We start from the raw sequence: 24,552 nt of genomic DNA on the forward strand, positions 1-24,552 counted from the left end.
GTCTACCCGCCGACCACCGACTGCGGCCGGTGGGCACCGAGGATCTCGTCGGTGTCGGCGCCGAGTACCGGCGGCGCGGACGTCAGACGCGGGCGCTCGCCTGCGAAACTGACCGGGAACGCGATCTGCTGCAGGCTGCCCAGCGTCGGGTGGTCGACCGTGCCGATCATCCCGAGTGCCGCAGTGTGCGGGTCGGCGTAGATCTCGTCGAGGTGCCGGATCGGTGACACGGGCACGGCGTGAGCGGCGAGTGTGTCGCACCAGTGCTCCACGGTTCCCGACGCGAAGGCCGTCGACAGTTCCCGCTCGAGATCGGAGCGATTCGCGACGCGGTCACGGTTGCGCTCGAATCGCGGGTCTGTCGTCAGGTCTTCGCGTGCGATCGCGGAGCACAGGCTCCCCCACTGAGTGTCGTTGCCCACCGCGAGGACGAAGTATCCGTCGCTCGCGGGAAATGCTTGGTACGGAGCGAGATTGGGATGACCGGAGCCCAGCGCGCCGGGACGCTCGCCGGTCGCGAAGTAATTGGTCGCCCAGTTCACGTGCAGGGCGAGCTGGCATTCGAACAGTGACGTCGTCACGTACTGCCCTCGGCCGGTCCGCGACCGCTCCACCAGGGCAGCAAGCACTCCGATCAGACCGAAGAGTGCCGCCCCCAGATCACCCATCGCGAATCCTGCCTTCATCGGCGCCCCGCCCGGCTCACCGGTGAGAGACATCAGCCCGCCTGCGGCCTGCGCGATCATGTCGTAACCCGGTTCGTCGCGCAGCGGACCGTCCTCGCCGAACGCGGAGATGTGCAGCACGACCAGATGCGGGTACCGCTCGGACAGCGTCCGGTAGTCGAAGATTCGCTGCAATCCGCTGCCGGGCTTGAAGTTCTCGACGACGACGTCGGTCTCCTCCAGGATGCGATGGATGACGTCCTGTCCCTCTTCCGATTTGAGGTCGACGGTCACCGACTTCTTGCCCCGGTTGATCGCGAGGTAGTACGTGGCGTCGGGGCCGACGAACGGCGGACCCCACGACCGTGTCGGGTCGCCGCCGTCGGGGTGTTCGACCTTCGTGACGTCGGCGCCGAGGTCCGCGAGCGACATGGTGGCGTACGGTCCCGCGAGGATCTTCGAGAGGTCCAGCACCCGCACACCCGCGAGGGGCGCCGGGCCGGTGTGGGTGGTGTTCACAGGAGAACTCCTGTCGCAGAGTCGGATCGGGGTGCGGCGGTCTGCGCGGCATCGGCGGTGACATCGGTGTCGTCGACGACGGCAGCGAGGTGGTCGAGGGCAGCCCCCGGGAGATGTCCGGTGTCGCCGGACAGGTAGGCGTTCGCGACGAGCAGCGACCGGTAGCCGCTGCCCGAGGTGATCGCGAAGTCGGCGAGGTCGTAGAGCAGAGTGGCCATCGCCGCGCGGGCCAACTCGTTCGCGTAGCGCGCGCATCCGGCCTGCGCGGTGTCGTCGTCTCCGGCGACCAGCAGATCGCCTTCCTCGACCAGGTCGTCCCAGCGTCGGCGGAGAACATCGGCGCCGGTGCCGCAGTCGGGTCCGAGTCCGGCGAGGATGCCGCGCATCGTGTCCGCCAGCCGGCGATGCGCACCGAGCTTGCGCATGCACCGCAGCACGTCCAGGGCGATGACGTTGCTCGACCCTTCCCAGATCGACCCCAGGTGGGCGTCGCGGACCAGGCGCGCGTGGGCCCATTCCTCGATGTAACCGTTGCCGCCCCGCACCTCCATGGCCTCGCCGGTGACCACGCGCGCCCGCTTGCAGATGTAATGCTTCGCGAGCGGGGTGAGGACCCGGATCAGGGCACGCGCGGAGTCGTCGCCGGCGTCCGCCGCCTGCAGACACTGCGCGCTGTACGCCACCAGGGCGAGCGCCGCCTCGGCGTCGAGGGCGAGCGGCAGCAGGGTTGCCCGCATCAGGGGCTGGTCGAACAGGGCCTTGCCGAACACGACCCGCTCCCGGGTGTGGTCGACTGCGTCCCGCACGGCTCGTCGCATCAGCGCACTCGACCGCATCGCGTTCGACAGCCGCGACGTGTTCACCATCTCGGCCATCTGCCGGAACCCGCGGTCGAGTTCGCCCACCTGAAGGGCGTACGCACCGGCCAGCGACACTTCACCGCTGGGCATCGAGCGGGTGCCGAGCTTGTCCTTCAGCCTGTCGATCGTGTAACTGTTGCGGTCGCCGTTCGCCAAAACCTTGGGCACCATGAACATTCCGACGCCGCGGGTGGACTGGTCGTCGCCGCCGGGGAACCGGGCGAGGGTCACGATGACGTCGGCGTCGGGATTGGACGCGAACCACTTCTTCCCGGTCAGCCGCCACGCGTCGCCGTCACGCTCGGCCCGGGTCTCCGTGCGGGCGATGTCGGTGCCGGCCTGCGGTTCGGTCATGAACATCGCACCGGTCATCGCGCCGTCGGGGTCCGTCGACGTCAGTGCGTCGATCCACGGTCCGAACACGTCCGGGTCGCCGAACATGCGCAGCGTGCGGGCGGCGGCATCCGTCATCGACACCGGGCACGCCAGCCCGAACTCGGCCTGCACGAACACGTACGACGCGAGGTACTTCACCAGGTGCGGTGGGACGTCGTCCCAGCCGTGCAGGCCGCCGCGGTGCGACAGTGCCGACAGTCCGTATTCGCTGTAGGCGGCTCGGCACAGTTCCTGGTAGGAGGGGTGGTACGCGATCCGGTCGATGCGTTCGCCGTCACGGTCGAACTGCTGCAGCACCGGCGGATTCTTGTCGGCGGTGGCGGCGAGGGCGTCGAGTCGGTCGCCGGCGTCGGCGCCCAGCCGGTCGAGCAGGGTGTTCAACTTGTCGCGGTCCGACGGTGCGGTCCACCGGTCGACGACGGCGCGTAGGGCGGGATCGGTGTGAGCGAAATTCATGAGTGGGCAGCATCTTTCCGGGTCGAGGTGTGTCCGGGGCGGGGCTCGGCGTCGGCCCGGTCCGAGCGGGCTTTCCCGCGGCGGAGCAGCAGCGTCATGCAGGCGAGCGAGAGCACGACGTAACCGAGTCCGAGGGCGACCACCGGCCAGATCGAGTCGGTGTGGGTGAGCAGGAACTGGCAGAGCACCGGGGCGGTTCCGGCGAAGATCGCCGTCGACAGCTGATACGACAGCGAGATTCCGGTGTAGCGGACGTTGGTCGGGAAGACCTGGGCGAGGATGCCGGCGAGGGCGGCGTAGTACATCGCGTGCGGCGCGGTGGCCAGCACCATGCCGAGCATGGCCAGGGGCACCGACCCGGTCTGCACGAGGAGGAACATCAACGGCAGCAACACGAGTTCGGGCAGCAGCATCCACCGGATCGCCCGCGACGGATCGATTTTCGTGGCCAGCACGGCGCCGAACGGCTGCACGAGTACCTGCGCGACGAGCGCGATCGTGATCACGAGCAGGAAGTCCCCGCGGTCGAATCCGAGGTCGGCGGTGGCCCACGCGAGTGCGAACGTGGTCTTCACGTAGGTGATGGCGACACCCGCGACCACGGCCCCCACGCCGAGGGCGAGTTCGACCGGGTGCGAGCGCAGTACCTCCACGAGCGGCATCCGGGTGCGCTCCTGGGCGACGACGGCCTTCTTCATCTCCGGCGTCTCCGAGATCCGCAGCCGGATATACAGCGCGACGACGACGAGCGCGGCGGACGCGAGGAACGGCAGACGCCAGCCCCAGGACTCGAACACGCTGTCCGACAACAATGTCAGCGCCAGGAACGCGAGGGTCGCGAGCAGATTGCCGACGGGCGATCCCTGCTGCGCGAATGCGCCATACAGCACCTTCTTGTTCGGTGGCGCGAATTCGGTGGCGATGAGCACGGCGCCACCCCACTCACCGCCCATCGCGATGCCCTGGACCACGCGGAGCGCGACGAGGAGGATGGGCGCCCAGATCCCGATCTGCGAGTAGGTGGGGAGGCAGCCGACGCCGACCGTTCCGATCCCCATCAGGATCAGCGTGATGATCACGGCGTTCTTGCGGCCGAACTTGTCGCCGAAGTGACCGAACACGATCCCGCCGAGCGGGCGGGCCACGAAGCCGATCGCGAACGTCGCGAAGGCGGCGAGGGTGCCCACCGCGGGCGAGGCGTCGGGGAAGAACAACCGGCCCAGCACGAGTGCGGAGGCGGTGCCGTAGATGTAGAAATCGAACCACTCGATGGTGGTGCCGACGAACGCGGTGACACCGGCCTTGCGGGCCTGCTTGGTGCTGTATTCGGGTGGTGCCGCGTCGCGGCCGGGATTCGGGTTCACGGTTCTCCCTGACTTTCGTGGGGCGTCACGCCGACGCAGAGGTGGTGTGCATCACTATGGTCGGGATTCCGTGTAGAGTCCAAGACTTAATTCAGCTTGTTTAGGTGATTCAGACACATAGTCTCGAGGAGGGGTCGTGGAGCTCCGTCACCTGCACGCGTTTCTCGCGGTCGCGGAAGAACTGCATTTCGGGCGGGCCGCCGAGCGTCTCCACGTGGCGCAGTCCCCGCTCAGCCAGACCGTGCGGGCCCTCGAACGGGAACTGGGAACCGATCTGTTCGTCCGCACCACCCGCTCCGTGCGGCTCACGGCCGCCGGCGAGGCGCTGGTGGGTCCGGCCCGGACCATCGAGGCGCAGGTCGGGATCGTGAAGGGCATCGCGCAGGCGGCGGCAGCCGGGGAGACCGGCCGCGTCACCGTCGGCTTCGGCGGCGCGGGCGGCTACACGGTGCTGTCCGTTCTCGCCCGCTCCCTCGCCGACGCCTACCCCGGCATCGAACTGGACCTACGCCCGCAGATGTACTCCGGTGAGGTGCTCGACGCCCTCACCCGCGGAACCCTGGACATGGGCATCGTGGGGTTGCCGATCCCGCGGGGCTTCGCCACCCACACCGTGCGTGTAGAGGCACTGATGGTCGCGGTCCCGGCCGGGCACCGTCTCGTCGACGCGGGCGCCGTCGTGCCGCAGGAACTGGCGAGCGAACGGTTCGTGATCTACCCCGCCGAACACGGTTCCGTGGTCCGCGACGCCACGCTCGCCCTGTGTGCAGCAGCAGGATTCGCCCCCGTCGTCGCGCACGAGGCGCCTGACCCGTACAGCCTGCTCGCAATGGTCGGCGCCGGTGTCGGCGTGGCCGTCGTGGTGGATTCGACCGCGCACCTCACGATGGACGGCGTCGAATACCTGCCCATCGCCGGCGACGCCCCCACCCTCCCCATCGCCATGGCCTGGCAGGACTCCAATCCCTCACCTGCGGTGCAGACGGTCACGCGGGTTCTGCGCGACGTTATCGGGGAGGTCGGGTAGCCGCTGCACGGGGGAAGCTCAGGCCGACACCGAGAAGACGTCGGCCAGGTGGGTGATTCGCAGGGCACGCGCGAGCTTCGGGCGATCGCTGCCGTCGGCGATGTTCTCACCCTGCGCGCCGAGGTGTGCGATGACCTCGGCAGCCCAGGCCACATCGCTCTGTAGCGGGGACAGTTCGCGATTGACGATCGGTGTGTGGCCGACATGCATGCAGAGCTTGCCGGTCATGCCCATCGACCTGGTGACGGCCAATGCCTCGGACAGATCGGGTTCGCCTGTCAGGCAGGGGCCGTCGATGGGACCGGGGAGGTCGGCCGCCCGACTGGCGACGACGAGCCGTCCCCGCGCGTAGGCCAGCGCGTCGGGGTCGGCTCCCGCATTGGTGTCGCGGCGGAAGTCGCCGGTGCCGAATGCAATTCGGGTCGTGGCATCGGCCGAGGCGATGTCGAAAGCGAATTCGACGCCACGCGCCGATTCGACCAGGGCGAGGATCGGGATGCCGGGCAGCTCGGCAGCCGTGCGATCGATGTGGTCCGCGGATTCGGCCTTGGCGAGCATCACGCCACTCAGTCCCGGGAGCCCCCGGATCGCATCCAGATCAGCGGTCCAGTCCGCGGTGGTGACGTCGTTGATGCGCACCCACCCGGTACCCCCACCGGCCAGAAAACGCGCAACATCCTCGCGGGCTTGTGTTTTCGAGGACGGAACAACACCGTCCTCGAGGTCGAAGATCACCGCGTCAGCCGCCGAGTTCGTGGCTGCGGCGAACTCGTCCGGACGTGAGCCCGCGACCAGGAGCCAGGAGCGCGCATGTGTCGCGGGGACTATGGCGGCTTGTGCCGACGATGTGAGGGTCATCCGATTCTCGTTTCCTCTCGATGTGACTTCTACTCGGGCGAGGACTGCGCTGTCCTGTATTCGAGGTGCTGGTTGTGAAGCGTCGATCAGTGCGCGGCGACACCGGTGAGATGGTCGAGTGCGGAGAATTCGCTGTCCACGGTGGGCGCGGTGAGCAGGCCGGCGAGTCGCCGGGGAGACAGGATGTCATCGACCTGCGCGCGAGTGAGCAGACCATCGTCGACGGCGAGGTCGCCGACGTAGGCGCCGGTCGCCAGGGCCCTCTTGGCGATGTCCGCGCTGGCGGCATAGCCGATGAACGGCGAGAGCGCGGTGACGATGCCGATCGAGCGCCGAACACCCCGTTCGAGGTGGTCGCGGTTGGCGGTGATCCCGTCGACGCACTTCACCGCCAGGGTGTCCGATGCCGCGGCCAGGTGCGTCGTCGAGCGCAGCAGGCTGTAGACGATCACGGGTTCGAACGCGTTGAGCTGGAGTTGCCCACCCTCGGCGGCCATCGTGACCGTCAGATCGTTGCCGATCACCTCGAACGCGACCTGGTTCACCATTTCGGGGATGACCGGGTTGACCTTGCCGGGCATGATCGACGAACCGGCTTGGGCCGGAGGCAGATTGATCTCACCGAGTCCGGCGGTCGGCCCGGAGGAGGTGAGCCGCAGATCGTTGCACGTCTTGGACAGTTTCACGGCGACACGTTTGAGGATTCCGGAGACCTGCACGAATGCTCCGCAGTCCTGGGTTGCCTCGATCAGATTGCCGGCCGGGACGACCGGTTCACCGGTCAGCTCGCGCAAGTAGTTGCAGGCGAGCGCGGAGTACTCGGGATGTCCGTTGATCCCCGTGCCGATGGCGGTGCCGCCGAGGTTCGATTCCAGCAGCAGAAGCGCTCCCTCGGAGAGCCGGGCGCAGTCCTCGTTCAGCATGATCGAGTAGGCGGCGAACTCCTGCCCGAGGGTCATCGGTACCGCGTCCTGCAACTGAGTGCGACCCATTTTGACGATGTCGTCGAATTCGATCGATTTGCGCTCGAACGACTCCGCGAGCCGACCGAGCGACGCGATCAACATTCGGAGGTGCTCGACCAGCGCGAGCTTGATCGCGGTCGGGTAGACATCGTTGGTGGACTGACCCAGGTTCACGTGAGCGAGGGGGTCGAGTTCGGTGTAGGCGCCGCGCCCGAATCCGAGGATCTCGAGTGCGCGGTTCGCGATGACCTCGTTGACGTTCATGTTCGACGAGGTGCCCGCCCCGCCCTGGATCGGATCGATCGGAAACTGGTCGAGCAGTGCCCCGGCGCGAATCTCCGTGCACGCGGCCACGATCGCATCGGCCCGCCGGGCATCGAGGAGACCCAGGTCCCGGTTCGCCAGGCAGGCAGCTTGTTTCACGGTCGCCAACGCCGCGACCAGCGCCGGGTACTGACCGATGGCAGACCCGGTGATCGCGAAATTGTCCATCGCCCTGGCGGTGTGGACGCCGTAGTACGCCCCCGCCGGTACCGCCAGATCTCCGATCGAATCGTGCTCGATCCGCACATCGCTGTCGCTCAACTTTTCCACCAACACCCAACTCGCCGTTCTACTTGACAGGGACTATGACGTCGATCACTGTTGTCGAACAGTACACCACATCCAATATATTGGAGCTGCTGAATGACGACAACCCGAGCCATCCCCGCTGACTCCGCGACAGCACCCGAGGACGCCGACGCGTCTCGCACCCCACGCAGGTGGTGGAAGTTCTGGAAGCTGCCGATCGGCGTGCAGTCACTGATCGCCGTCGGCGTCGGCGCACTCATCGGCACGTTCGCCCCCGCCGTCGGCGAGCAACTCAAACTGGCCGGCGACGTGTTCCTCAACCTTGTTCAGATGATCGTCGTCCCCTTGGTCTTCCCGCTCATCGTGCTCGGCATCGCGCGCATGGATTCGGCGAAGAAGGTCGGGCGCATGGCCGCCAAGGCGATCCTGTATTTCGAGGTCGTCACCACGATCATCCTGCTGATGGCCGTCGCGCTTGCGAAGCTGCTCGACATCGGTTCCGGCGCCCCCGTCGCCGGCGCCGACGGTGCGTCCGTCGAGACCCTCGAGCAGGGAATCGACTTCCACGAACTACTCCTGCACGCTGTTCCCAAGAACGTCTTCGCCGCCTTCGCGGAGGGGAACCTGCTGGCAGTGATCGTGTTCGCCGGGTTCGTCGGCGTCGCACTCGCCGCGATCGGTGAGCAGTCGAAGCCGATGACGTCCGTACTCGACTCACTCGCCAGCGCGATGTTCAAGGTGGTCGGTTACGTCATTCGCCTCGCGCCCCTCGGGGTCCTGGGCTTCATCAGCTACGACGTCGCGCACTACGGGTTCGGGAACCTGTCGAGCCTGCTCGGCTTCCTCGCCGTCGTCTACGTCGGTATGGCGATCATCCTCGGCGTCATCTTTCCGATCATCGCCGCGATCTTCCGCGTCGAGTACGTCACCATGCTCAAGGCCATCGGAAATCTGGTCGGCCTCGCGTTCGTCACCCGTAGCTCCGAGGCAGTGCTCGCGCCGCTACTGCTCAAGCTCGAGGGGCTCGGCGTCAGCCGCTCGACGACCTCGTTCGTCGTGCCGCTCGGCTACTCGTTCAACACCGACGGCTCCGTTCTCTACCAGGCTGTCGCCCTGGTCTTCCTCGCCAACGCCTACGGCATCGACACCTCGATCCCCACCCTGCTGCTGATGGTCGGCGTCCTGGTCATCTTGTCCAAGGGCATGGCCGGCGTTGCCTCCGCCTCGATCGTGGTGCTCATCGCCGCAGGTAACACCATCGGCCTGCCCGCCGAAGCCGTCGCGCTCCTGCTCGGAGTGGACTTCATCGCCGACATGGCCCGCACCGCGGTCAACGTCGTCGGAAACTCCCTCGCCGCATCAGTGATCGACAAGTCCGAGGAGAAAGCCGAGGCGAAGGCCGGCCGGTCCGCCGCAACGCCGGGCGACGAACTCGGCGACAAGGTCCTCGCCGGGCGACACAACGCGGATGGGTAGCGGGGGCCCGGACAATGGACAGTCGACGAAGACGCACTCGGTATCGTCACGACAAGGCGCCAGGCACTCACCCACGCGGCCCCCGGGAGCGTGCGGCGTGCAGAGTACAGTATCCAGTATGTTGCGTGATAATCCGGTGGAGCGCCCCCGCATGAGCGACGTCGCGTTCGAGCGGATCTGCGACGCGATCGTCACCGGTGAGCTCGCGCCCGGATCCAAGGTCAAGGACAGCGAGCTGGCCGAACATCTGGGCCTGAGCCGCACCCCGGTGCGCGAGGCTCTGACCCGGCTGATCGACACCGGACTCGTCGAGGCCAAACCCGCCGCCTTCACCCGGATCACCCCGCTGAACCGGGCCGATGTCGAGGCAACGCTGGCGGTGATGGAGGTCCTGGATCAACTGGCCGTGAAAACGGGGGTGCCCAACCTCACCGACGACATGATCGACGTGATGCGCACCGCCAACGACGACCTCGCGCAGGCGATCAAGACCGACAACATCGGTGCCGCCCTCGCTGCGGACGACACTCTCCACGGCGTCATCGTCGACGCCGCCGGCAACCCACTGCTCAAGCGCCTCATGCACCAGGTGCACCCGCAGATCCACCGGATCTACTATCGCAAGTTCTCCAGCCTCCGCGGCTGGCAGGACGCCATCGAGCACCACGACAACCTGATCACACTGTGCGCGGCCCGGGACGAAGCGGCGGCCGCCGAAATATCGTCGCAACACCGACGGTTCCTCGGCGGCCTCATCGGCGAACTCTTCGACATCGACGAGTCCACCTCGTAACCTGCCGCTACGAACGGCCGCCGCGGGCATGATCGGTCATCACCCGCGGCGGCCGTTCGGCGCGCCGGACCAAGGCATCCAACTGCTCGGTGCCGATCGGACTGCCGGGGAATGCCGCGACGCGGTTCAGCGGCATCGAGGCGGCCATGCGCAGCAGTGACGGGTCGTCGAACACGCCCGACCCGGCGGTCTGCGCCAGCGCCTCCCCGAGGATCTCGCTCCCCACCGGATGCGCCAGCCATTCACCGATCGTGGACTCCGCCGTGAGCACCGGAAGGGGTGCGTCACCCTCGACCGTCACGACCACCTCCCCGCGCAGGTCCCGCGACGAGGCGCCGACCCACACCCGGTAGTCGCCGCCTTCGACGACCCACCGCGACAGCGCCGCATCGAAGTACGCCAGGTCCTCGAACGGAATCGGGATCCGGACGGATTCGCTCGCACCGGCCGCGATGTCGACGTTCGCGAAACCTTTCAGCTCGCGCACCGGCCTGGCCACTGCCGAACCGGGGACGCCGACGTACACCTGGACCACCTCACGTCCGTCCCGGGGCCCGGTGTTCGTGACCGTCAGCGCAACCTCGAGTCCGGCGGCGGTCCGCGTCGCGGCGGGGGCGGAATAGTCGAAGCTGGTGTACGAAAGGCCATGCTTGGGTTCGTGCGGTGATCGCAACACCACTGATCAAAGGGTGTTGCACATGGCCAAATATTCTCATCGGATGGTTCCGGAGATCTTTCAAACGTTCTGGGCGGGGATGACCGCGGGTGAGTTCATCACGGACGCGGCCGAGGCGGCCGGCTCGTATCGCAAACAGGGCGCTCGATGGCTCGCGGCATGCGGTGGGGTGCGCCCCAGACGTGGCCGCAACCTCAAGGGCCGGTGTTTGACGTTCGCCGAACGTGAAGAGATCGCCATCGGCATCACCGCAGGTCACACCCTTCGTGACATCGCGAAAGCCCTGAACCGGAGTCCCTCGACGATCTCACGCGAGATCGCCCGCAACCGCGAGCCCTCCGGGCGGTACCGAGCCAGATCGGCGCACGCAGCCGCCTACCACCGGGCCTCGCGGCCCAAACCGTCCAAGCTCGCCACCCATCCGTCGCTGCGCGAGATGGTGGAGAAATCCCTGACCGAGCGCCATTCACCCGAGCAGATCGCGGGCCGACTCCGACTCGATTTCCCCGACGATCCACAGATGCGGGTGAGCACCGAGACCATCTACCAATCGCTCTACCAACCCTCACGCGGCGGACTAGAACACACCCTCACCCGATTGCTGCGTACCGGACGTGGGCTGCGCCGACCCAGCCGGAAAGCCGGCCAACGCAAGAACCGGATCCCCGACATGGCCAACATCGCGGACCGCCCGAAAGACGTGAAAGACCGTGCAGTACCGGGACATTGGGAGGGTGATCTCATTATAGGAAAACGGAATCTGAGCGCGATCGGCACGCTCGTCGAACGCTCGACCGGCACCGTCATGCTCGTTCATCTGCCCGACGGATACAAGCCCGAGCACACCGCGCCCGCTTTGACCGAACAGCTCGAGACGCTGCCCGCGAACCTGCGCCGGACCCTGACGTGGGACCAGGGTTCGGAGATGCGGGACTGGAAGAGCGTCAGCGCGGCCACCGGCATCGACATCTACTTCTGTGATCCACACTCACCATGGCAGCGCGGGACCAACGAGAATACGAACGGCATTCTCCGTCAGTACTTCCCCAAAGGCTCGGACCTGAGTGTGCACTCGAAAGCGGACCTGGAACGGGTCTCACGGCAACTCAATAAGCGCCCCCGGAAACGGCTAGACTTTCGCACACCCATCGAAGAGATGGACCGACTGCTGTTGCGATGACCGCCAGAATCCGCCCATGCCCAAAAGGGAAACTCACCGCCACGTCCCGGCTGTCGTGATACCGGTAGCCGACGAACAGGCCTTCCCCGTACCGCACGTGGCCCGCCTCGCCCGGGAAGTCGAGGTACGCCGGGGTGTCCTCGAGTCGAACGGGAATCGTCTCGGCCAGCCGGCCCGACGGGTTGACCACCCCGAAGAGCACGTCGGCGACGGCTCCCCCACCGGCCTGACCGAGGAGCCAGCCCTCCACGATCGCGGGGACTCGCCCGGCCCAACCCGACACTCGCACGACGCTGCCGTTGGACAGCACGACGACGACGCGCGGGTTGGCCGCGAGCACCGCGTCGAGCAGTTCGGTCTGCGCCGCGGGCAGTTCGAGGTGTTCCCGGTCGAATCCCTCCGACTCGTCCTCCGCGGGGAGCCCGAGGAACACAACGGCGACATCGGCGGAGGCGGCAATCGACACCGCCTCGTCGACCAGTGTATTTGCCGCGCTGACGGATTCATCGAGTGAGTATCCGGGCGCGAACGTGATCTCGGGGCCGGCGGCGAGCGCCCGAATCTCGTCGAGAGCGTTGTCGAGGCGGGTCGGGACGATCTGCGAACTGCCCGCACCCTGGTAGCGCGGAGTGCGTGCGAACTCGCCGATCACGGCGATCGTCGTGTTCGCTGTGGGATCGAGCGGAAGGATTCCGTCGTTCTTCAGCAACACGACACTGCGGCCGGCGACATCGCGGGCGAGGGCGTGGTGGGCGTCGCGGTCGTAGTCGGCGGAGGGATCGAGGTTCGACCGCACCTTCTCGACCAGCGCGAGCACCCTTTCCGCCGCAGTGTCGAGTGCGGACTGCGCGAGGGCACCGGACTCGACCGCGGCGACGATCTGGGCGTCGGTGACCCCGTTCGTCGACGGCATCTCGAGATCGAGCCCGGCGGAGAGCGCGGCAACCCGATTCGACACGGCACCCCAGTCGGAGACGACGAGCCCGTCGAAACCCCATTCGCCGCGGAGGACGTCGGTGAGTAGCCACCGGTTCTCCGACGCGTAGACGCCGTTGATGCGGTTGTACGAGCACATCACCGTCCACGGAGCCGCGTGCTCGACCACGTGCCGGAACCCGCGCAGGTAGATCTCGTGCAGGGGCCGCGCGTCGATGTCGGCGCTCACCCGGAGCCGGTCGGTCTCCTGGTTGTTGGCGGCGAAATGCTTCAGCGACGCGCCGACCCCCCGTCCCTGCAGTCCGTCGACGAGGGCGGCACCGAGTCGGCCGCTCAGAATCGGGTCTTCGGACAGGTACTCGAAGTTGCGGCCGCAGAGCGGTGAACGCTTGATGTTGATACCCGGCCCCAGCAGGACCCCGACGCCCTCGGATTTCGCCTCGTCACCGAGGGCCCGACCGACCGCCTCGAGCAGGTCCGGGTCCCAGGTCGAACCCAGCGCGACCGCCGGTGGGAAGCACGTCGCGGGCACGCTGTCGCCGATGCCGAGGTGGTCGCCGCCGCCGGTCTGCTTCCGCACTCCGTGTGGGCCGTCGGTGAGATAGATCGAGGGGACACCCACCCGGTCGAGCGCCTTTGTCTCCCAGAAGTTCTCACCGCTGGTGAGCGAGGCCTTCTCTTCGGTGGTGAGTTCGGCGGATGCGGACGAACGAGTGTCCATGGTCCCTCTCTCCGTGGCGGCCGGGGTCGGGAGCATCGTATCGGGGGGACCGTCGAATCGGTGCGACTTTCCGCCGTGCCAATACATACGTACGTATGGTTTTCCCGCCTACGACAGCCGCACCACGACCGGCACGGATTCCCACGACCGCAGCGTGTTGTTCAGGTGCCGGCGCACCGGCCCGGCGATCTCCAGCGACTCCACCCGCGACGCCAGTGCCGTCAGCAGCGCCTCCGATTCGAGCCGGGCGACGTGCTGGCCGACGCACTGGTGAATTCCCATCCCATACCCCACGTGCCCCGACGGGTTGCGGCCGAGATCGAACACGTCCGGGTTCTCCCACCTGCGGGGGTCCCGATTCGCGGCGCCGAGGAACATCAGGATCTTCTTGCCGTCCGGGATGGTCGCACCGCCGATCTCGGTGTCGCGGGTGGCAGTGCGGAAGAACGTCTGGACCGGCGACTCCCACCGGACCGCCTCGTCGAACCCCGTCCGGGCCAGCGTGCGGTTCTCGCGCAGCCTCGCCCACTGCTCCGGATGCGTCGCGAACGCGTAGAGCACGGCCGCGAGACCGTTGACCGTGGTGTCCACCCCCGCCGTCAGCAACGAGCGCACGACGAGCGGCGCCTGCTCGTACGTGATGTCGCCGCGGTCCGCCGCCGCCCAGATCTGCGCGCCGAAGCCGTCGCCGGTGAGCGCGTCGCGGGCACACTGCGCCTTCACCCATCCGGACAGTTCGGCCACCCGCGGCGCCCCCTTCTCCACCAGACTGTTGGCGGGACCGAAACTGTTGAATGCGTGGTCCCCGTACGGCAGCAGGTTCTCCCGTCCGGCGTCGGAAATGCCGACGGCATCCGGAAAGACCCGCAGCGGAAACGCTGCGGCGAGGTCGGTGACCGCATCGAATTCGGTTGTGTTCGCGAGCAACTGGTCGACGAGGACCTCCGCGTCCCGGAACCACGCTGCCCGCAGTTTCTGCAGCGCGCGGGGGCCCAGAATCTTGCTCAGCACCACCCGCGGAGCGTCGTGGTGCGGCGGGTCCGCCTCGAGCAAGACACTCGGGGGACGCCACGGCGTCTCGTACCGGAAGTTGCTCAGGCCGACCCCGGCAGCGGATTGGAACGACTGCCAGTCGGTCAGCGCGGCATGGACCTGCTCGTAGCGGCCCAGCGCAAAGACGTCGTACCGCCGCAGGTACACGACGGGGCCGGCGTCCCGCAGATTTTCCTGGAACGGCAACGGGTCCTGCAGGACGTCGAGGGCGAACGGGTCGGCGTCGCTGACGGGCAACGAGGGAGCGGGGGCGAACATCGTCACGGTGAGTCCTTCGGGGTGGGGGTGTCAGAGGTCGAGCACGAGGCGGTCGGAGCAGGACCGGGAAACGCAGATGAGCATGCAGTCGCCGGCGGACCGCTCCTCGTCGTCGAGGACGGAATCGCGGTGGTCGGGGGCGCCGGCGAGGACGGTGGTCTCGCAGGTCCCGCACGTGCCCTCGCGGCACGAGGACAGGACGTCGACCCCTGCCGCCTGCACGGCGTCGAGGACGCTGGCGCCGGGTGTCACCGTCACCGCGAGGCCGGAGCGCGCGAGTTCGACCTCGAACGGTTCGTCGCGCAGCGGCGCGCCGTTGTCCTTCGGCACGAAGCGTTCGGTCCGCAGCGTACCGACAGGCCAATCCGCGCAGCAGTTTTCGACGGCGGCGAGCAGCGGCCCGGGCCCGCAGACGTAGACCTTCGCGTCGGCGGCGGCCGCGGCGAGACACGCGGGGAGGTCGAGGTGGCCCTGCTCGTCGCGAGGCACGACGGACACCCGGTCGCCGTAGGCGGCGAGTTCGTCCCGGAACGCCATGGACGTGCGGGTGCGGCCGCCGTACAGGAGTTGCCAGTCGATTCCCATCAGCTCCGCCTGGCGGACCATCGGCAGCAGCGGGGTGATCCCGATACCGCCGGCGATGAACAGGTACCTCGGTGCGGGGACGAGCGGGAAGTTGTTGCGCGGACCGCCGACCCCGACGAGATCACCCTCCGCGAGTACGTCGTGGACGTACGCCGACCCGCCCCGGCCCGCCGGTTCCCGCAGCACCCCGACCCGGTAGCTGTACGCGTCCCACCGGTCACCGCACAGCGAGTACTGCCGCGTCAGCCCGTTCGGGAGCAGCAGGTCGATGTGGGCCCCCGGGGCCCAGTCCGGGAGGCGCCGGCCTTCGGGGTGACGCAGGGTCAGTGCGACAACACCGTCCGCGACAAGCTCTTTGGCGACAACTCGCAGCGCCGCGTCCGCTGGCGCACCGGAACAAACCGGGTTCTGTGGCATCTCGACTCCTCGATCTCGCGTTTGTTCGAGGATCTTCCGAGCCGGGGGTGAGCCGCCAGATCATTTTCAATAGTTGAAAGTCGGGATGTAACCGGGGTCACTCAACGAGGCTGCCCGCCCGGACGTCGCCGAGGCTGAGTTATCAGGTGTGCGCCCTTCGGCTGATGTCTTTGTCGACGGCGGTGGCGATGTCGTGGACGAGCCGGGAGTGCCAGAGTTTGTGTGCTTCGAGGTCCGCGGTGAGCGCGTGGCAGTCCGGGCATTCCCGGGGGCTGGGTTGCGAGGTGCTTTCCATGATGCTGCGCTTTCTGGGAGAAGTGGTTCCGATTCCACCGTGGCACGGGTGGGGCGGATAGTCCACCGCGCACAGCGTCCCAGACATTGGTCAGCCGCCCGCGCAATTGCGCCGGATTCCGGCAAATCCGTGGGAATCTGCCACCTGGGCTTGCCTCATGTCGACGCCGCCGCCATCACGCGGGTGATGCCCTTCGAGGCCGCCCGCAGCGCGGGGATCTGCGCGTACGCCTTCTCGTCGTTCGGCACGATGACCGACAGCGCGGCGACCACCTTGCCGTGGCCGTCCCGCACCGGGACCGCGACGCCCGTGGTGTCCGGGTAGAGGTGGCCGGCGCAGAGGATGTAGCCGTGCCGGCGCACGTCGGCCAGGACTCCCCTCAGCTGTCGTGCCGTGCGAATCGTGTTGTCGGTGTATACCTTCAACGGTTCGCTCAGGATGCGCTCCTGCAGCTCCGACGGTCCGTGCGCGAGCAGGACCAGCCCGGACGAGGACACGTGGAGCGGCATCCGGCCCGCGATGCGCGTGTAGTTGACCACGGCGCCCGGTGCCGTGAGCCGCTCGATGAACAACACCTCGTCGCCTTCGAGGACACCGAGCTGAGTGTGCTGTCCGACGACGGCGTGCAGGTCCTCCATGAACGGCATCGCCGCTTCCCTGAGTCCGAGGGTCGGGGACGCCCGCGACGCGACCTCCCACAGGCGGACCCCGATCCGCACCTTCCGGTCCTCACGCTCGAGCCAGCCGCACCCCACCAGCTCGTCGATCAACCGCGACGTCGTGGAGATGTGGAGACCGGACCGTCGCGCGATCTCGGACACCGTGAGCAGCGAATCGTCCGAACGGAACGATTCGACTATCCGCACCGTCCGGGCCAGGACGGATTCGCCGGTGTGCACACGTGCCATGAGTTCAGTGTGCACACCGGCCGGCGCTCAGCGCAGGTCGCGCCGCCGGAACGCCGCCACGCCCACCACGAGCAGCACCACCGTGATCAGGAGCAGCCACACGATCGGCGTCGCCTCGAACTGCCCACCCGGCAGCTTCGGGGCGTGGCTGAACGGCTCCAGATTCAGCACCGCCTGCGGGAACTGCGCGATCGACCCGACCATGAAGATCAGGAGGAACGCGACGAGCACGCCCCACGCCACCGGCGTGAACCGCGGGACCACACCGAACAGCAGGACCGTCACGCCGGCGAGCATCCAGATCGCGGGAAGTTGCACGAGCGCCGCCCCGATCACGTCGGGCAGGGCTCCTCCCACGTCGCCGATGGATGCGCCGTACGTGAGTCCGGCGGCCGCTCCGGCCACGATCATCGCGACCGCAGGTCCGAGCAGCGCGAACAGGATGTGGCTCGACGCCCACCGGACGCGGCCGACGGAACCGGCCGTCACGGGTTCGAGGCGCTGGGCGTTCTCCTCGGAGTACAGCCGCAACGACGCGGAGATCGCGTAGGCCGCGGCGGCGACCGCGAGCATCGTGAACGCGTAGCCGATGAACGATTCCTCCAGCGACTGCGAGCCGCCCATCCGGGTGATGATGTCCCGGATCGTCTGGCTGTCGCCGACCTGGCCACCGATCCCTTTCGCGGCGCTGCCGATGAGCAGGCCGTACAGTCCGAGCCCGGCGGTCCAGGCCGCGAGCGTCCCGCGGTGCATCCGCCACGCCAGTCCCAGAGTTCCGGCGAGCGCCGGCGACGCGTCCGTGGGGCCGGGGCGTTCGGCGATCAGACCGGCGCCGACATCACGTCGACGGAGGAGAGCGTATGCCGCCCAGGTGAGTACGACTGCCGTGACGAGACTGGGGACGACGACCCACCAGCGTTCGTCGGCATACGGACGGATCTGCAGATCCCAGCCGAGCGGTGACAACCACGACAGGGTGCCGGACCCGGCGTCACCGACCGCGCGCAGCGCGAACGCGACACCGAGCACCGTCAACGCGACGCCGCGTGCGACGCGGGCGCCGGTGCTCACCTGCGCCGCAACGGCGGCGACCGCCGTGAACACCAGACCGGAGCAGGCCAGCGACGTTCCGAAGGCGACCGAACCGCCCGCCGGAAGGTCGCGGGCGAGCAACGCTGCCGCACACAGGATCCCGGTGACGACGGACGCGCCGCCGGCGAGGAGCAGCGCCGCGGTCAGGCCCGAGTACCGTCCGACGGAGGTGGAGTCGAGAAGCTCCGCCCGGCCGGTCTCCTCCTCGGCGCGGGTGTGCCGGATGACCGTCAGGATCACCACCAGCCCGATCAGCGTGTAGTAGATGCCGGCCTTCCAGACGCCCACCGAGCCGAGGCTGGAGTTGAAGATCGGCCCGTACATGGCGATCTGCGCGGGGCTGGCCGCGGTGGTGGCCGCGAACTCCGCCAACTGGGCGTCGGAGGTGTAGATGTCGGCGATGCTCGCGACGTACAGCGCGGGCGCGAACGCGAAGATCAGGATCCACAGCGGCAGCGCGATCCGATCCCGGCGCAGGAACAACCGCAGAAAGTGCAGCGTCCCCGTGAAATCCGAGGAAGATACCGGCGCCGGTTCCACGGGCCGGTAGCGGGACACCGTTGCGGTACTCATGCCCGCACCTTCTCCACCGTGTCGGACGACGTCGTACCGTCGTCGATCTCGTAGTGCCGCAGGAAGAGTTCTTCGAGTGTCGGCGGCTGACTGACGAGGCTGCGTACCCCGGTGTCGCCGAGCACGCGGATGAGCTCGCCGAGATGTTCGCTGTCGACCTGGCAGTGCAGCGTCGACCCGTCGAACTCGATGTCTTCCACGCCGTCGATGCGGCTCAGATCGCCGGGGTCACCGAGAAGTTCGGCGGTGATCGACGTACGGCTGAGGTGCCGCATCGACGCCAGTGTCCCGGATTCGACCGTGCGTCCGGCCCGGATGATGGTGACCCGCTCGCACAGCGCCTCCACCTCGGACAGGATGTGACTGGACAGCAGCACCGTCACACCGCGGTCGCGGGCCTCGGCGACGCACTCACGGAAGACCTGTTCCATCAACGGATCCAGGCCCGACGTCGGTTCGTCGAGCAGCAGCAGGCGAGCGTCGGACGAGAACGCCGACACCAATGCCACCTTCTGACGATTGCCCTTCGAATACGCCCGACCCTTCTTCCGCGGGTCGAGGTCGAAACGCTCGATCAGATCCTGCTTGCGGGGCTCGTCCAGACCGCCGCGCATCCGCGCGAGGAGGTCGATGGTCTCACCGCCGGACAACGACGGCCACAGGGTCACGTCGCCGGGGACGTACGCCATGTCGAGGTGCAGGGCGACGGCGTCGCGCCACGGGTCGCGGCCGAACACGGTGGCCTCACCGCTGTCGGAGTGCAGGCTGCCGAGGAGGACGCGGATGGTGGTGGATTTGCCGGCGCCGTTCGGCCCGAGGAACCCGTGCACCTCCCCTTCGCCGACCTCGAGGTCGAGTCCGTCCAACGCCCGGGTTCGTCCGAACGTCTTGACCAGGTTGCGCACTTCGATGATGGCACTCATAGCTGCTCCTAGTTCGGGGAGTCGGTATGTTCTGCGGGAGCCGCGCCCGCCTGCGCGGCGCCGTCTTCGGTGGCCAGATATGCCTCGAGCGTCGACGAATCCGGCAGCAGGCCCTCGGTGTACATCTCGAGGGCGGGCAGCGTGACGTCGGTGGCGAGGTCGCGGATGGCCGTGGCGTAATCGAGCGGAGTTTCCTTGTCGGCGCGCATCTGCAGGTAGAGCAGCATGGCGCCGACGTTGTAGAGGGTGAGGTAGCGCGCCCGCGCCTTCGGGTTGCGGCTGGGCCGGACAGTTCCGGCCGCCACGCCCATCGCGAGATACTGCTCGGTGTCTTCCACCATGTGCTCGAAAAGGGACTCGCCGAGACCTCCACCCGCCTGGAAACTCCGCACGATGTACGCGACGAGCGGGGCGTACTGCTCGATCTCGGCGAGGGCGTGCATTGTGCCCGCCGGCCCGGGGGTCGAAATCGCCTCCGCCTTCTGCTCCCGGATGATCCGCAGGACGTGGTCGTCGCATTCGGCGCGCAGGCCGTCCTTCGAACCGAAGTGGTGAATCACCAGACCGGGTGACACCCCGGCTGCGGTGGCGATCGCCCGTACACCGGTACTGAAGCCGTGATTGCCGAACACCGTGATGGCCGCGTCGCGCAGTCGGGCACGCGTGGTCAGATCGGGTTGCGGGACCTCGGAACCGGCACTGGTTGAACGCATGTTTAATACGCTAAACGCGCGTTCAACCGAGCGCAAGGGGTGAGGGCATCAAGATTTCGTCAACGCGGGGAGTCCCGGCTCGGCCGGGTGTCCGGTGAACACGACGCTCGGGCGGGGATACCGATTGCGGGCGCACGCCTCGTCCAGGGCCTCGTCGACGACCTCCCGCAAATCGGCCCGGTCTGCGCCCTGGAGGACCAGTTCAGTCAGGATCACCCCGTAGTCGCGCCGGACCTGTTCCATCAGCCCGATCGCGTCGTCGATGGCGTCGAAGTCGGCTGTGCAGCGGAAACCGATCAGCCGTAGTTGCGGCTGTTCCATCACCGCACGCAGCGCGTCCTCGACCCCCGGGCCGAGCGCCGAAGGGTCGAGCACCGTGTTCTGCCGTGGCTGCTCGTGCACGAACCGGTGGGGAAGATGAAGCGTCATCGGAACCTCCTCGGGGATTCAGTTCCAGATCTACCCCCGCCACGCGAGGTCGCGGCCGTTCTTGACGGCACTATGACTCCGCGGGCCGCGATCCTGACGCGGTGTTGGCGCGACCCTGTGCACCCGTCGAACAGGTGCCCATTCCTTCAATCCGCCCGACTCTGAGCAAGAAATAGGACAACGTCCTAGTATGCGAGTGATGAATAGTGGTGTCAGCGTCGCATCGGCGGATCGCCTGAAGCATTACCTGTCCGGGCTCGATGGTTCTGCCGATCCAGTGATGAAAGGATCGGAAACCATGAGCGCCACGAAGAACACGATGGGCGCGGCCGCTGGCTCGGATGCGGCGCCCGGTGCCGGTTCGGGTGGTCGCGGTCAGCGCGCGGGCGCCGGGGCGGGCAACGACCGGATCGTGGCGACGCTCAACGAAGTGGCGTGCCGACCGGATGGCGCTCCGTGGGGTGTTCGTGAACTTGCCGAGACGCTGGGGGGCAGCCGCAGCACGGTCAACCGCATTCTGCAGGGCCTGACCGAGCAGGGACTTGCTGCGCGGGATGCGAACGGAAACTACACAGCCGGGCAGCGGTTGAGGGTCCTCGCGAATCGCCTGCTCGACCGGCATCCGCTGCTCGGAAGCGCGCGATCGATCATCGACACCCTGTCGCGATCGTGTGACGCGACGGCGTTGTTGGCGTTGTACGACCCGTCTGCGGGGCGGTGTTTCGTCGCGATAATGACGATGGCGCCGGGTCCGGTGCGGTACAACCTCGGACCCGGGACAGTGATACCGCTGCATGCCGGGGCAGCGGGCCGCGCCATCCTCGCCGAGCTCGGGATCGATGCGGTGGACGAGTCCGCGTTGACCGCGTTCACCGAGGACACGGTGACCGACCGACCCGGTCTCGAACGAATCCTTGCCGAGGACCGGGCGGCCGGGTACACGATCAGCGTCGGGCAGCATTTCGCGCTCGCGGCTGGAGTGGCGGCACCGTTCCGGTTCGGCGGTCTGCTGGGCGCGGTCTCGGTGACTCGGCCGCGCTTCGACACTACCGATGACGACCTGCGCCGCTTCGTACCCCAAGTCCAGGACACCGCCCGCCGTCTCTCAGCCCTTCCGCTTGTCGGGCCGGACCATTCTCGTGAGAAGGCTTTCGAATCCGGTTCGGCCGCTGCATCTTCCGCACGCTTGGACAGAGCCCCCGAGCCAGGGTCCGAGGGTGGGTCGGCGGTGGCGCGGGTCGAGCGACTACTTACCGCGCTGGTCGCCGAGTCGGCCGGACTCGAGACGACGGGACGACCGTTGGCGCGTCGGATCGGGGCCAATCCGGCCACTGCCACCAAGCTGCTGGGGACGGCGCTCGAGTCCGGCCTCGCGCTTCGCCGCGGTGAGCGGGTAGTCGTGGGCCCGCGGCTTCTGTGCTGGGCGGCCGCCCTCGGTGCCACGGCTGGCGTGGTTTCGGTGACCGCGCACATCGTGGCGGCTCTGGCCGCTGACACCGGTGAGACGATCGGGGTGGCGGAGTTCGATTCCCGCTCCCGCCATGCTCAGCTGACAACAGTGGTCCCGGGTAGTCGGCCGCTGCACTACGGGTTGGCGACCGGGGTCGAGATTCCCTTACACGCCGGGGCGGCCGGCAAGGCGATCCTTGCGGAACTTCCCGGCGAGGTAGTCGACGGTTTGGCGTTGACGCAGTACACCGAGCGCACCGTGAGCAACCGAGCGGAGCTCGAGGACGAGCTGGACTGTGTCCGCGCCCGGGGATGGGCGACCGGTGACGGTGAGCGGATCCCCGACGCCTTCGGTATCGCCGCCGCCTACTTCGTCGACGGTGTCGTCGCCGGATCGGTGACCGCCACGATCCCGCGGTTTCGGGTACCCGAGGTCGACATCGACTCGGTGACGGAGAAGATCGTGCACGCGGCCCGGGAGATAACCACACTGTTGACGGTGACACTGGGCACCTGACACGGGAGATCGTACAGCTGCTCGATGCCGATTGCGGCAGCGGATGTTTCGGCAACCCCTGAGGCCCCGCGCCGAACTGACCGCCTCCAGTCGCACGGGCGCGCCCCGGTCGCGGTGATGTGGTGCGACCGGGGCGGAATCGTGGCTTACCGGAGGGCGCTGCGGATATCGGATCGCATCTTCTGCTCGGTTTCTTCCTGGGCGCGGGTCTTTTCGAGGGCGGCGGTCAGGTCGGCGCGGGGGATGATCACGATGCCGTCGGTGTCGCCGATGATGGCATCGCCCGGGTTGCAGACCACGTGGCCGCAGGCGATCGGGGATCCGATCTTGCCGGGCCCGTTCTTCCACGGTCCGGCGGCGGTGATGCCGCGGGCGAAGACGGGCAGTTTCATCGCGGTGAGTTCGTCGACGTCGCGGGTGGCGCCATCGATGACGACACCGGCGATGCCTTTGGCGACGCAGATTTCGCCGAGGATATCTCCGAAGACGGCGCGGTTGGTCTCGCCGTTGCCGTTGATGACCAGGACGTCACCGGGCTGGGCGTCGTCGAGTGCGCGGTGGATGGCGAGGTTGTCGCCCTCGCGGGCCTGGATGGGCAGGACTGTGCCGGCCAGCCGCAACCCGGGGGTGACCAATGCGATGTCGGCGGTCATCAGGCCCATGCGGGACTGGGCGTCCCCGATCAGGGCTACCGGGTATTCGGCGAGGGCGGCGATCTCGGGCAGCGTCGCGCGTTCCCATGACGGGGCGATCTGAATGTTGTCGGCGGTGGCGTTGATGAACATGTCTGTCGCCTTCTTTCTGTCGAGCCGGGCGATTGGCTCCGCGGAGGGTGTAGGTCGGTGGGTCAGCTGACGGTCAGGGGCTGGGCCGGGGTGATCGAGTTGACGGCGTTGTCGGGGACGTCCCCGGCGAGGGCTTGCCGGATGCACTGCACCGCACCGCTGCCGGCGTTGCTGAGGGATTCGCCTGTCTGGCCGGCGATGTGCGGTGTGACGATGAGGTTGTCGTGCGCGACGAGGTACTCGGCGATCCGCGGGCTGTGGGCGATCGGGTTCTTCGGGTCGGCCGATTCGCCTTCGAGCACGTCGAACCCGGCGCCGCCGAGGCGACCGTCGGTGAGGGCGTCGAGGAGGGCCTGCTCGTCGACGAGCCCGCCGCGGGCGGTGTTGAGCAGGATCGCGCCTGGACGCATCCGGCCGATGGTCGGCGCGTCGAACAGGTGGCGGGTGTCGACGGTGAGGGGCAGATGCAGGCTGATGATGTCGGCGTCGGTGATCAACTGATCGAAGGTGACCGGAATGCATCCGCGGGCTTCGATGTCGGTGTCGGCGACGTACGGGTCGGCGACGAGGACCCGCATCCCGAATCCGCGGGCGATCTCGGCGACGGTGGCGGCGATATTGCCGAAACCGAGCAGACCCAGGACGCGGCCGCCGAGCTCGAATCCGGTCAGATTCGGTTTCAGCGCGGCCCACCCGCCCGCGGCCGTGCCGCGTGCCGCGGCCGGCGTCTTGCGCGCCAAGGACAGCAGGAGGGCGAAGACGTGCTCGGCGACGGCGCGGCTGTTGCTGCCGGGGGTCGTGGTCACCCACACCGAGGCGGCGGTGGCAGCGTCGATGTCGACGTTGTCTGTGCCGACTCCGTGGCGGGCGATGATCGTCAGGTTCGGGGAGTTACTGATCTTATCCGCGTCGAATATCTCCGCTCGGAGCAGGACCGCGTCGACGGTGTCCGCGATGTCGGTGTAGGCGACCGCGTCATCGCCGTACCCGAGGTGGACCTGCCCCAGTCGGTCCAGCTCCGCAACGGCGTCGGGATGGATCTGTTCGGAGACGTAGAACGTATGCACGGGTGGCTTCCAATCTTTCACGA

21 protein-coding genes and 1 pseudogene are annotated in these 24,552 nt (G+C 67.8%); 5 read left to right on the plus strand and 17 right to left on the minus strand.

All coding sequences use genetic code 11. The features are described 5' to 3' along the window. Positions 1-2: 2 nt before the first annotated feature. Genes ACLIVD_RS33385 through ACLIVD_RS33395 form a run of 3 tightly spaced genes read right to left on the minus strand, consistent with a single transcriptional unit; the run spans position 3 to position 4,260 of the window. Positions 3-1,184, minus strand: coding sequence for a CaiB/BaiF CoA transferase family protein (locus ACLIVD_RS33385; RefSeq protein WP_477952275.1), 1,182 nt, complete (start codon positions 1,182-1,184; stop codon positions 3-5). Then, positions 1,181-2,896, minus strand: a complete 1,716-nt coding sequence (locus tag ACLIVD_RS33390) for an acyl-CoA dehydrogenase family protein (RefSeq protein ID WP_283332233.1) — start codon at positions 2,894-2,896, stop codon at positions 1,181-1,183. Before ACLIVD_RS33390 ends, ACLIVD_RS33385 begins: the two co-directional genes overlap by 4 nt. After that, the gene (locus ACLIVD_RS33395) at positions 2,893-4,260 is read right to left on the minus strand and encodes an MFS transporter (RefSeq protein WP_491931409.1); all 1,368 of its coding nucleotides are present in this window, start codon (positions 4,258-4,260) and stop codon (positions 2,893-2,895) included. The genes ACLIVD_RS33390 and ACLIVD_RS33395 overlap by 4 nt, the downstream gene beginning before the upstream one ends. A gap of 136 nt (positions 4,261-4,396) precedes the next feature. Here ACLIVD_RS33395 and ACLIVD_RS33400 point away from each other — a divergent pair, with 136 nt between their 5' ends. Beyond that, entirely contained in the window at positions 4,397-5,287 is an 891-nt protein-coding gene (locus ACLIVD_RS33400) for a LysR family transcriptional regulator (RefSeq protein ID WP_477952271.1), read from the plus strand. Between the two features lie 18 nt (positions 5,288-5,305). Here the strand turns inward: ACLIVD_RS33400 and ACLIVD_RS33405 are convergent, their stop codons facing one another. Continuing rightward, the gene (locus tag ACLIVD_RS33405; RefSeq protein WP_317568649.1) at positions 5,306-6,145 is read right to left on the minus strand and encodes an HpcH/HpaI aldolase/citrate lyase family protein; all 840 of its coding nucleotides are present in this window, start codon (positions 6,143-6,145) and stop codon (positions 5,306-5,308) included. 86 nt (positions 6,146-6,231) lie between these two features. After that, the gene (locus ACLIVD_RS33410) at positions 6,232-7,680 is read right to left on the minus strand and encodes an aspartate ammonia-lyase (RefSeq protein ID WP_491932951.1); all 1,449 of its coding nucleotides are present in this window, start codon (positions 7,678-7,680) and stop codon (positions 6,232-6,234) included. A 117-nt stretch (positions 7,681-7,797) separates the two neighbouring features. Here ACLIVD_RS33410 and ACLIVD_RS33415 point away from each other — a divergent pair, with 117 nt between their 5' ends. Then, positions 7,798-9,159 (plus strand): dicarboxylate/amino acid:cation symporter, encoded by a 1,362-nt coding sequence (locus ACLIVD_RS33415; protein ID WP_105418692.1) that lies wholly within the window; start codon positions 7,798-7,800, stop codon positions 9,157-9,159. Between the two features lie 151 nt (positions 9,160-9,310). Further along, positions 9,311-9,952, plus strand: coding sequence for a GntR family transcriptional regulator (locus ACLIVD_RS33420; RefSeq protein ID WP_477952266.1), 642 nt, complete (start codon positions 9,311-9,313; stop codon positions 9,950-9,952). A gap of 7 nt (positions 9,953-9,959) precedes the next feature. Here the strand turns inward: ACLIVD_RS33420 and ACLIVD_RS33425 are convergent, their stop codons facing one another. Beyond that, on the minus strand, positions 9,960-10,628 hold the full coding sequence (locus ACLIVD_RS33425; RefSeq protein ID WP_491931410.1) for a fibronectin type III-like domain-contianing protein: 669 nt from the start codon (positions 10,626-10,628) through the stop codon (positions 9,960-9,962). 22 nt (positions 10,629-10,650) lie between these two features. On the opposite strand from ACLIVD_RS33425, the gene ACLIVD_RS33430 reads away from it, so the two are divergent. Next, positions 10,651-11,808 carry an IS30 family transposase gene (locus ACLIVD_RS33430; RefSeq protein WP_491931411.1) on the plus strand — a complete coding sequence of 386 codons (1,158 nt, stop codon included), beginning with the start codon at positions 10,651-10,653 and terminating at the stop codon, positions 11,806-11,808. A 13-nt stretch (positions 11,809-11,821) separates the two neighbouring features. On the opposite strand, the pseudogene ACLIVD_RS33435 reads toward ACLIVD_RS33430, so the two are convergent. From ACLIVD_RS33435 to ACLIVD_RS33475, 9 genes and pseudogenes are all read right to left on the minus strand, one after another. Beyond that, a pseudogene (locus ACLIVD_RS33435) lies at positions 11,822-13,465 on the minus strand (glycoside hydrolase family 3 C-terminal domain-containing protein); the annotation flags it as partial. A 108-nt stretch (positions 13,466-13,573) separates the two neighbouring features. Next, positions 13,574-14,776 carry a cytochrome P450 gene (locus tag ACLIVD_RS33440; RefSeq protein ID WP_491932952.1) on the minus strand — a complete coding sequence of 401 codons (1,203 nt, stop codon included), beginning with the start codon at positions 14,774-14,776 and terminating at the stop codon, positions 13,574-13,576. 30 nt (positions 14,777-14,806) lie between these two features. Beyond that, positions 14,807-15,778: a PDR/VanB family oxidoreductase gene (locus tag ACLIVD_RS33445; protein WP_491931412.1), complete on the minus strand. Its 972-nt coding sequence runs from the start codon at positions 15,776-15,778 to the stop codon at positions 14,807-14,809. Positions 15,779-15,920: 142 nt separating this feature from the next. Then, positions 15,921-16,073, minus strand: coding sequence for a hypothetical protein (locus ACLIVD_RS33450; protein ID WP_005256569.1), 153 nt, complete (start codon positions 16,071-16,073; stop codon positions 15,921-15,923). 155 nt (positions 16,074-16,228) lie between these two features. Beyond that, positions 16,229-16,981: an IclR family transcriptional regulator gene (locus tag ACLIVD_RS33455; RefSeq protein ID WP_283332240.1), complete on the minus strand. Its 753-nt coding sequence runs from the start codon at positions 16,979-16,981 to the stop codon at positions 16,229-16,231. 27 nt (positions 16,982-17,008) lie between these two features. Continuing rightward, on the minus strand, positions 17,009-18,646 hold the full coding sequence (locus ACLIVD_RS33460) for an ABC transporter permease (protein ID WP_283351189.1): 1,638 nt from the start codon (positions 18,644-18,646) through the stop codon (positions 17,009-17,011). Beyond that, positions 18,643-19,569 (minus strand): ABC transporter ATP-binding protein, encoded by a 927-nt coding sequence (locus tag ACLIVD_RS33465; protein WP_280784771.1) that lies wholly within the window; start codon positions 19,567-19,569, stop codon positions 18,643-18,645. Before ACLIVD_RS33465 ends, ACLIVD_RS33460 begins: the two co-directional genes overlap by 4 nt. 8 nt (positions 19,570-19,577) lie before the next feature. Continuing rightward, positions 19,578-20,282 (minus strand): TetR/AcrR family transcriptional regulator, encoded by a 705-nt coding sequence (locus tag ACLIVD_RS33470; RefSeq protein ID WP_491931413.1) that lies wholly within the window; start codon positions 20,280-20,282, stop codon positions 19,578-19,580. A gap of 48 nt (positions 20,283-20,330) precedes the next feature. Beyond that, a complete protein-coding gene (locus ACLIVD_RS33475; protein WP_491931414.1) occupies positions 20,331-20,711 on the minus strand; it encodes a decarboxylase in 381 nt (126 codons plus the stop codon). Between the two features lie 298 nt (positions 20,712-21,009). On the opposite strand from ACLIVD_RS33475, the gene ACLIVD_RS33480 reads away from it, so the two are divergent. Next, positions 21,010-22,677, plus strand: a complete 1,668-nt coding sequence (locus tag ACLIVD_RS33480) for an IclR family transcriptional regulator (RefSeq protein WP_164061537.1) — start codon at positions 21,010-21,012, stop codon at positions 22,675-22,677. 146 nt (positions 22,678-22,823) lie between these two features. Here ACLIVD_RS33480 and ACLIVD_RS33485 read toward each other — a convergent pair whose 3' ends face one another. Both ACLIVD_RS33485 and ACLIVD_RS33490 read right to left on the minus strand, forming a co-directional pair. Next, entirely contained in the window at positions 22,824-23,462 is a 639-nt protein-coding gene (locus ACLIVD_RS33485) for an RraA family protein (RefSeq protein WP_164061538.1), read from the minus strand. Positions 23,463-23,524: 62 nt separating this feature from the next. Then, entirely contained in the window at positions 23,525-24,529 is a 1,005-nt protein-coding gene (locus ACLIVD_RS33490) for an NAD(P)-dependent oxidoreductase (RefSeq protein WP_317760669.1), read from the minus strand. Positions 24,530-24,552 lie beyond the last annotated feature (23 nt).

It is taken from the genome of Rhodococcus sp. G6(2025) (assembly GCF_058628105.1).

Coding starts and splice junctions, on each gene's coding strand:
- ACLIVD_RS33390 (WP_283332233.1), bottom strand. CDS start 2,896: ATGAATTTCGCTCACACCGATCCCGCCCTACGCGCCGTCGTCGACCGG.
- ACLIVD_RS33405 (WP_317568649.1), bottom strand. CDS start 6,145: ATGACCCTCACATCGTCGGCACAAGCCGCCATAGTCCCCGCGACACAT.
- ACLIVD_RS33415 (WP_105418692.1), top strand. CDS start 7,798: ATGACGACAACCCGAGCCATCCCCGCTGACTCCGCGACAGCACCCGAG.
- ACLIVD_RS33420 (WP_477952266.1), top strand. CDS start 9,311: ATGAGCGACGTCGCGTTCGAGCGGATCTGCGACGCGATCGTCACCGGT.
- ACLIVD_RS33430 (WP_491931411.1), top strand. CDS start 10,651: ATGGCCAAATATTCTCATCGGATGGTTCCGGAGATCTTTCAAACGTTC.
- ACLIVD_RS33440 (WP_491932952.1), bottom strand. CDS start 14,776: ATGTTCGCCCCCGCTCCCTCGTTGCCCGTCAGCGACGCCGACCCGTTC.
- ACLIVD_RS33445 (WP_491931412.1), bottom strand. CDS start 15,778: ATGCCACAGAACCCGGTTTGTTCCGGTGCGCCAGCGGACGCGGCGCTG.
- ACLIVD_RS33450 (WP_005256569.1), bottom strand. CDS start 16,073: ATGGAAAGCACCTCGCAACCCAGCCCCCGGGAATGCCCGGACTGCCAC.
- ACLIVD_RS33455 (WP_283332240.1), bottom strand. CDS start 16,981: ATGGCACGTGTGCACACCGGCGAATCCGTCCTGGCCCGGACGGTGCGG.
- ACLIVD_RS33460 (WP_283351189.1), bottom strand. CDS start 18,646: ATGAGTACCGCAACGGTGTCCCGCTACCGGCCCGTGGAACCGGCGCCG.
- ACLIVD_RS33465 (WP_280784771.1), bottom strand. CDS start 19,569: ATGAGTGCCATCATCGAAGTGCGCAACCTGGTCAAGACGTTCGGACGA.
- ACLIVD_RS33470 (WP_491931413.1), bottom strand. CDS start 20,282: ATGCGTTCAACCAGTGCCGGTTCCGAGGTCCCGCAACCCGATCTGACC.
- ACLIVD_RS33475 (WP_491931414.1), bottom strand. CDS start 20,711: ATGACGCTTCATCTTCCCCACCGGTTCGTGCACGAGCAGCCACGGCAG.
- ACLIVD_RS33480 (WP_164061537.1), top strand. CDS start 21,010: ATGAGCGCCACGAAGAACACGATGGGCGCGGCCGCTGGCTCGGATGCG.
- ACLIVD_RS33485 (WP_164061538.1), bottom strand. CDS start 23,462: ATGTTCATCAACGCCACCGCCGACAACATTCAGATCGCCCCGTCATGG.